Consider the following 7285-nt stretch of genomic DNA (forward strand, 5'->3'; position numbering starts at 1 on the left):
CGCGGCGCAGCACCGCGCGCACCCGGGCGTCGAGCTGCGCGGCGGTGAACGGTTTGACGATGTAGTCGTCGGCGCCCGCGTCCAGCACCCGGACGATCTCCTCCTCGTCGTCGCGCGCGGTCGCCACGATGACCGGCATCGCGCTGACCGCGCGCAGCATCCGCAGCAGCTCCCGGCCGTCCAGATCGGGCAGCCCGAGGTCGAGCACGACCAGATCGGGCCGCTCGGCCAGGGCCGTGCGCAGGCCGTCCATCGCGGTGTGCGAGGCGGCCACGGCATGGCCGCGCTCGCGCAGGGCACGGAGCAGAGTGGTACGGATCGCCGAGTCGTCCTCGATCAGCAGGAGGTGGGCCACGCTGCACGGTAACCCGCCACCCCGGGCCCGACGACGCTCTTAACCGTCCCTTAGCGTCCCTGCGGGCCCGGCTTAGGGTGGCGCCCGGCATAGTCGGTCAGGTGAATCGTCGAATGCTGCTGGTGACCGCCGGCTGGCTCGGCGCGGCGGTGCTCGCCGTGCTGGTCGGTCTCGCGGCGGTCAGTGTCATCGGTAACGGGCTGACCACGCCGGAGACCCGTCCGCTGAGCGCGGCCGAGGTGGCCGACGAACTGGCCCGCCAGGTCGCCGTGTCACCGTCGGCCTCGCAGGGGTCCGGCAGCCGCCCGGCGGCCACGCCGTCGGTGTCAGCCGCCCCACCCACCCAGACGTTCCCGACCCGGGCGGGCACGGTCGTCGGTCGCTGCGTCGGCACCCGTCCCGAGGTGGTCAGCATGTCGCCGCGGCAGGGCTACGAGCTGCACGAACAGGACCGCGGCCTGCAGGACGACGACGCCGAGGGCGAGTTCCGCGCCCAGGGCGGCGGCGGCAAGGACCGGGTGAAGTTCGAGATCGTCTGCCGGGCGGGCATCCCGGCCCTGCTCGCCGACGACTGAGCAACTGTGCTGGAGTGGTCGTCATGCACACCATCGAGCTGGGCGACGGCCTGACCGTGAGCGCCCTCGGCTACGGGGCGATGGGCCTCGCCGACGTGTACGGCCCCGCGCAGGAGGACGAGTCGCTCGCCACCCTGCACCACGCCGTGGACGTCGGCGTCACCTTCCTGGACACCGCCGACCTGTACGGCGCCGGCAGCAACGAGCGTCTGCTGGCCCGGCTGCTGGCCGACCGCCGTGACGAGGTGACGCTGGCCACCAAGTTCGGCATCACCGCCGTGGACGGCGATCTGAGCACCATGGCCACCCGGGGCGACGCCGCGTACGTGCGGCAGGCCTGCGACGCCAGCCTGGCCCGGCTGGGCATCGACGTCATCGACCTCTACTACATGCACCGCCGCGACGTACGGGTGCCGATCGAGGAGACCGTCGCGGCGATGGCCGAGCTGGTCCGCGCGGGCAAGGTACGCCACCTGGGCCTGTCCGAGGTGACCGCGACCGAGCTGCGGCAGGCGTACGCGGTGCACCCGATCGCCGCCGTGCAGAGCGAGTGGTCGCTGTGGAGCCGTGACGTGGAGCGGGCCGTGGTGCCGGCCGCCGCTGAGCTCGGGGTGGGCTTCGTGCCGTACTCGCCGCTGGGCCGGGGTTTCCTCACCGGCACTCTGGACCAGGCGGCGATCGCGGGGGACTGGCGGGCCGGGCTGTCCCGCTTCTCCGGTTCCGCGTTCGACCGCAATCAGGCCGTGGTGGAGGGCGTGCGCGGGGTGGCCACCGAGGTGGGCGCGACGCCCGCCCAGGTGGCGCTGGCCTGGCTGCGCATCCGCGGTGAGCAGCTGGGACTGCCGGTCGTGCCGATCCCGGGCACCCGGCGCGCGACCCGGGTCGACGAGAACGTCGCGAGTCTCGGCGTACAACTGGATCCGGCGCAGCTCGCGCTGCTCGACGAGCTGGCCGGTGCGGTGGTCGGCCCGCGGTCGGACCACAGCGACCCGAACTGGGTCTCCGCCACCCGGGAGTAGCCGGTCAGAGGCCGATCGGGGCGGTCGTCAGCTTCGCGACCGCGTCGGACTCGCCGGTGACCTGCACCTCGGCCACCCGCTGCCGGCCGGAGACGAACAGGGCCAGCTCGCCCGGCTCACCGGTGACGGTGGCCCGGGGCTCGCCCTTGCCGATCCGTAGCGTGCCGAAGCCCGGCGCCTCGACCTGTACTCCGAAGCCGACCTTGCGCAGGGCCAGCCGGGCGGTGAGCTTGGTGGTGTTCCAGATCGCCTGCTGCTCGCCGGGCTCCAGGCCGCGGCGGGTGAAGCCGGGGGTGGCCCGCCGGACGTCCTCGTGGTGGATGAAGAACTCGACGGTGTTGCTCAGCGAGTCGACCAGGGGATTGCTGACCGGGCTCCACCAGGGCGGGGTGCGCACCTCCTGGATGATCTCCGGGTACGGCTGGGCGGCCTTGGCCAGCCGCACGTGCTCGCCGTGCCCGGCCAGCGGCGGGATCAGCATGCCGACCATGGCGTCCGGCCGCCGTTCGCGGACCACCAGGTGCGCGGCGAGGTCCCGGGTGGTCCAGCCGGCGCACACCGTGTCCAGGTCCGGGCCCACCTGGTGCAGCAGGTCGGCGAGCTGCCGGCGCTCCGCGCGCGCATAGTCGGTCATAGCCCGATCGTAGGCGGACGGCGGTTCGGGCGCGCGGTGGTGCGGGCGGGGCTGCGCGATGGTGTGCTTGTTGACACAATGTAAACCTGTGGCGTTTCGCGGGCGGTTCGGCAGGATGGACCGGTAAGGCCGGAACAGCCGGCACGGACTTACCTCAGGGCGAGGATCTTTGACCAAGAGGGCCAGTCGGGACGTGCTGGGCCGGGGCCTGCGCGTGCTCGGCCGGGCGATCCGGACCGAACCCCGGCTCTTCATCATCGGCACCATCGGCAGCAGCCTGTTCGGCCTGCTGGTCATCGCGAACTCGTTCGTGGTGGGCGGGGTGATCGGCAACGTCGTCGTGCCCGCGTTCGCCGAGCACCGGGCCGGCGCCGGTGAGATGGCCCTGATCGCCGCCGCGTTCATCGGCATCGCCCTGCTGCGGGTGGCCAGCATCTTCGGCCGCCGGCTGGGCGCGGGCTACATGCAGTTCCGGTTGCAGGCCCGCTACCGCCGCGCGGTGACCCGGCGCTATCTGGCCCTGCCGCCCGCCTGGCACCAGCGGCACGCCACCGGCACCCTGCTGTCGAACGCCAACTCCGACGTCGAGGCCGCCTTCGTGCCGATCGCGCCGCTGCCGTTCGCGGTCGGCACGATCGTGATGATCGCCGCCGCGCTGGTCTCGCTGTTCCTCACCGACTGGGTCCTGGCCATGGTCGGCGTCTGCCTCTTCCCGGCCCTGTTCGGCCTCAACCTGGTCTACTCGCGCCGGATGTCACCCCGGCAGATCCGCGCCCAGCAGCTGCGCGGCAAGGTCAGCGCGGTCGCCCACGAGAGCTTCGACGGCGCGCTGGTGGTCAAGACCATGGGCCGCGAGGCCGACGAGTCCCGGCGTTTCGCCGTGCATGTGACCGAGCTGCGCGACGCCTTGATCTCGGTCGGCCGGCTGCGCGGCCTGTTCGACCCGGTGATGGACAGCCTGCCCAGCGTCGGCACGCTGGCCGTGCTGATGCTCGGCGCGTGGCGGCTGCAGTCCGGCGCGATCAGCGTCGCCGAGCTGGTCAGCGTCTCGTTCCTGTTCACCGTGCTGGCCTTCCCGGTCCGCGCGATCGGCTGGGTGGTCGCCGAGCTGCCGCGCAGCGTGGCCGGCTGGGAGCGGGTCCAGGCGGTGCTCGGCGCCGACGGCGACCTGGCCTACGGCTCGGCCGCCCCGGCCCGCACCGGACCGGCGGAGATCACCTTCGATCACGTGCGCTTCTCGTACGGCGACGGCACCGAGGTGCTGCACGACGTCTCCTTCACCGTCCCGGCCGGCCGCACCGTGGCCCTGGTCGGCGCGACCGGCTCGGGCAAGTCGACCATCGCCTCGCTGGCCGTCCGGCTGGTCGACCCCGACAAGGGCACGGTCTGCATCGACGGCACCCCGCTGCCCGAGCTGAGCGTGCCCGCCCTGGCCTCGGCGGCGGCGCTGGTGCCGCAGGTGCCGTTCGTCTTCGACGACACCGTGCGGGGCAACGTGACGCTGGACCGCGAGGGGCTCGACGACGAGGTGGCCTGGTCGGCGCTGCGCCAGGCCCAGGCCGAGGGCTTCGTCGCCCACCTCCCGGAGGGCCTGGACACCGCCGTCGGCGAGCGTGGCACGTCGCTGTCGGGCGGCCAGCGCCAGCGGCTGACCCTGGCCCGCGCGCTGGCCGGGCGGCCGAGGCTGCTGGTGCTCGACGACGCCACCAGCGCGGTCGACCCGCGGGTCGAGGCGGCCATCCTGGCCTCGCTGCGCGGGGACGACTCCGGCGCCTCGATCCTGGTGGTGGCCTACCGGCGGGCCACGATCGCGCTCGCCGACCTGGTCGTCTACCTGGAGGACGGCCGGGTGGTGGCGACCGGCACGCACACCGAGCTGATGGCCACCGAGCCCGGCTATCTCAACCTGGTCACCGCGTACGAGCAGGCCGAGGCCGCTCGCGAAGAGGACAGCAAGGTCATCGCGTGAGCACCGCCGTACTCGAGAAGCCCGCAGCTGAAGAGGGTGCCCTGGCCACGTTCCGCCGCGGCGTCGCGCTCTCGCCCGAGCTGCGCCCCGGCCTGATCGGCACGCTCGCGCTCGCGCTGGTCTCGATGGCCGGCCGGGTCGCCGTGCCGATCGCCATCCAGCAGGGCATCGACCGCGGCATCCGCGCGCCCGGCGGGCCCGACCTCGGCATCGTCGCGCTGATCGTCGGCCTGACCCTGGCCGTCCTGGTCGTCTCCACGGCCTGCGGCTATGCGATGACCCGCCGGCTGTTCACGGTCAGCGAGACCGCGCTGGGTGCGCTGCGCTCACGCACGTTCCGGCACATCCACGACCTGTCGATGCTGCACCAGCAGTCCGAGCGGCGGGGCTCGCTGGTCTCGAGGGTCACCGGCGACGTCGACCAGATCACCCAGTTCCTGCAGACCGGCGGCGTGATGCTGCTGCTCACCTCGGGGCAGCTGGTGGTCACCACGATCGTCATGTTCTTCTACTCGTGGCAGCTCACCCTGGTGGTGTTCGCCGCGTTCCTGCCGGCCGTGATCGTCATCCGGCTGTTCCAGAAGCGGCTCGCCGGCGTCTACCGGATCGTGCGCGAGCGCACCGGCGTCATGCTCGGCGCGGTCGCCGAGAGCGTGGTCGGCGCGACGGTCATCCGCGCGTACGGGGTGGCCGGGCGCACCGGCCAACGCCTCGACACCTCGATCGACAACCTGCGGGTGGCGCAGCAGAAGGCGCTGCGGACCAGCGTGATTAGCTTCTCCACCGGCGAGCTGGCGGCCGGCGTGGCACTGGCCGCCGTGGTGGTCGTGGGCCTGCTGCTCGGCGTCGACGGCGGCCTGAGCGTGGGCAAGCTGACCGCGTTCCTGTTCCTGGTCACCCTGTTCATCCAGCCGGTGCAGATCGCCACCGAGGTGCTCAACGAGGCGCAGAACGCGGTGGCCGGCTGGCGCCGGGTGCTCGACGTGCTCGACATCGAGCCGGACGTGGCCGACCCGGACGCCGAGGGGGTGGAACTGCCGCCCGGCCCGCTGTCGGTGCGCTTCGCCGACGTGTCCTACCGCTACCCCGGCGGCCCCGTCGTGCTCGACGACGTGGATCTGGAGATCGCGCCGAAGACCCGGGTCGCGGTGGTCGGTGAGACCGGCAGCGGCAAGACGACGTTCGCCAAGCTGCTCACCCGGCTGATGGACCCGGCCGGCGGCCAGGTGCTGCTCTCCGGCACGCCGCTGACCTCGGTGCGCTTCACGTCCCTGCGCAAGCGGGTGGTGATGGTGCCGCAGGACGGCTTCCTGTTCGACGCGACGGTGGCGGAGAACATCCGCTTCGCGGCGCCCGAGCTGACCGACGAGGATCTCGAGCGGGCCTTCACCGAGCTGGGCCTGGCGGACTGGCTGGCCGGGCTGCCGCTCGGCCTGCAGACCCCGGTGGGCGAGCGCGGCGAGGCGCTCAGCGTGGGGGAGCGGCAGCTGGTGGCTCTGGTACGCGCCTACGTGGCCGACCCGGACCTGCTGGTGCTCGACGAGGCGACCAGCGCGGTCGACCCGGCCACCGAGGTGCGCCTGCAGCGGGCCCTCGACACCGTGACCCGCGGCCGCACCACCGTGGCGATCGCCCACCGGCTGTCCACCGCACAGTCCGCCGACGAGGTGATCGTGGTGGACGCGGGCCGCGTCGTGCAACGCGGCCCGCACGCCACCCTGATCCAGGACGAGGACTCGATCTACGCCAAGCTCTTCGCCTCGTGGCTGGAGCAGACCCGCTGACTCAGCGGGCGTAGAACTCGACGACCAGCTGCTCGTCGCAGACCACCGGGACCTCGGCGCGCAGCGGCTTGCGGATCACCGTGGTGCGCAGCTCCTCGACCACCGTGGACAGATACGGCGCGGTCGGGCCGTCCAGGTGCGCACCGGTGGCCGCGATCTGGAACGGCGGCTTCTGCCGGCTGGTCTCCCGGACCTCGACGACCTGTCCGGGCTTGAGCCGGTACGACGGGCGGTCGACCTTCTTGCCGTCGACCAGGAAGTGGCCGTGCGCGACGAGCTGACGGGCCTGGTAGATGGTGCGGGCCAGGCCGGCGCGCTGCACGGTGGCGTCCAGCCGGCTCTCCAGCAGGGCGACCATGTTCTCGCCGGTCTTGCCCTCCTTGCGGTGCGCGTCCTCGTAGGCCCGGCGCATCTGCGCCTCGCTGATGTTGTACTGGTGCCGCAGGCGCTGCTTCTCGAGCAGCCGGACCTGGTAGTCCGACGCCTTGCGCCGTCCCCGGCCGTGCACACCCGGCGGGAACGGCCGCTTCTCGAAGTACTTCACGCACTTTCGGGTCAGCGGAATGCCGAGTGCCCGCGAGAGCCGGGCCTTGGGACGGGAGTTGTTCACGGGCGATCTCACTTCGCATCAGGGGTGTTGTACGGTTAGGCTCACCTTACTAAGGCAATCCTAACCGGTGCTCGGAGGTACCTGACATGCAGCCCACGCCCGCCGAGGTCGCCCGTACCCTGGCCGCCGGTCACCTGCCCGCCGTCGCGCACATCGCCTGCCGGCAGGGCCCGTACCCGGTCCGGCACGTGACCGACAGCCAGGGCCGGGTGCTGCTGCTGGCCCCGCGCAACGGCGCGCTGACCACGGCGCTGCGCCCGAGCGAGGGCAACGACGACACCGCGCTCGTCCTCGACATCAGCGACGTGCCGCCGGTCGCCGGCGCCCCCTCGCTCGGCC

The 7285-nt window shown here is 72.6% G+C and carries 7 protein-coding genes and 1 pseudogene; 5 read left to right on the forward strand and 3 right to left on the reverse strand.

Features of this window, described 5'->3' with window-relative positions:
• Positions 1–355, reverse strand: a 355-nt coding sequence (locus tag AB0C29_RS25175) for a response regulator (RefSeq protein ID WP_360824604.1), incomplete at its 3' end; no start/stop codon positions are given.
• A gap of 101 nt (positions 356–456) precedes the next feature.
• On the opposite strand from AB0C29_RS25175, the gene AB0C29_RS25180 reads away from it, so the two are divergent.
• Together AB0C29_RS25180 and AB0C29_RS25185 are read left to right on the forward strand one after the other, a co-directional pair.
• On the forward strand, positions 457–930 hold the full coding sequence (locus tag AB0C29_RS25180) for a hypothetical protein (protein WP_360824607.1): 474 nt from the start codon (positions 457–459) through the stop codon (positions 928–930).
• Between the two features lie 23 nt (positions 931–953).
• Positions 954–1949, forward strand: coding sequence for an aldo/keto reductase (locus AB0C29_RS25185; protein WP_360824610.1), 996 nt, complete (start codon positions 954–956; stop codon positions 1947–1949).
• 4 nt (positions 1950–1953) lie between these two features.
• Here AB0C29_RS25185 and AB0C29_RS25190 read toward each other — a convergent pair whose 3' ends face one another.
• Positions 1954–2583: a TIGR03085 family metal-binding protein gene (locus AB0C29_RS25190; protein ID WP_360824613.1), complete on the reverse strand. Its 630-nt coding sequence runs from the start codon at positions 2581–2583 to the stop codon at positions 1954–1956.
• Between the two features lie 193 nt (positions 2584–2776).
• On the opposite strand from AB0C29_RS25190, the gene AB0C29_RS25195 reads away from it, so the two are divergent.
• Together AB0C29_RS25195 and AB0C29_RS25200 are read left to right on the forward strand one after the other, a co-directional pair.
• Positions 2777–4552, forward strand: a complete 1776-nt coding sequence (locus AB0C29_RS25195) for an ABC transporter ATP-binding protein (RefSeq protein WP_360824619.1) — start codon at positions 2777–2779, stop codon at positions 4550–4552.
• Entirely contained in the window at positions 4549–6336 is a 1788-nt protein-coding gene (locus AB0C29_RS25200) for an ABC transporter ATP-binding protein (protein WP_360824616.1), read from the forward strand. The genes AB0C29_RS25195 and AB0C29_RS25200 overlap by 4 nt, the downstream gene beginning before the upstream one ends.
• A gap of 1 nt (position 6337) precedes the next feature.
• Here the strand turns inward: AB0C29_RS25200 and rpsD are convergent, their stop codons facing one another.
• Positions 6338–6946: a 30S ribosomal protein S4 gene (gene rpsD / locus AB0C29_RS25205; RefSeq protein WP_212993645.1), complete on the reverse strand. Its 609-nt coding sequence runs from the start codon at positions 6944–6946 to the stop codon at positions 6338–6340.
• A gap of 86 nt (positions 6947–7032) precedes the next feature.
• Between rpsD and AB0C29_RS25210 the strand changes: the two are divergent.
• Positions 7033–7285: pseudogene (locus AB0C29_RS25210) on the forward strand (DUF2470 domain-containing protein); the annotation flags it as partial.

The sequence above is a fragment of the Actinoplanes sp. NPDC048791 genome, assembly GCF_040650095.1.
GTDB lineage: Bacteria > Actinomycetota > Actinomycetes > Mycobacteriales > Micromonosporaceae > Actinoplanes.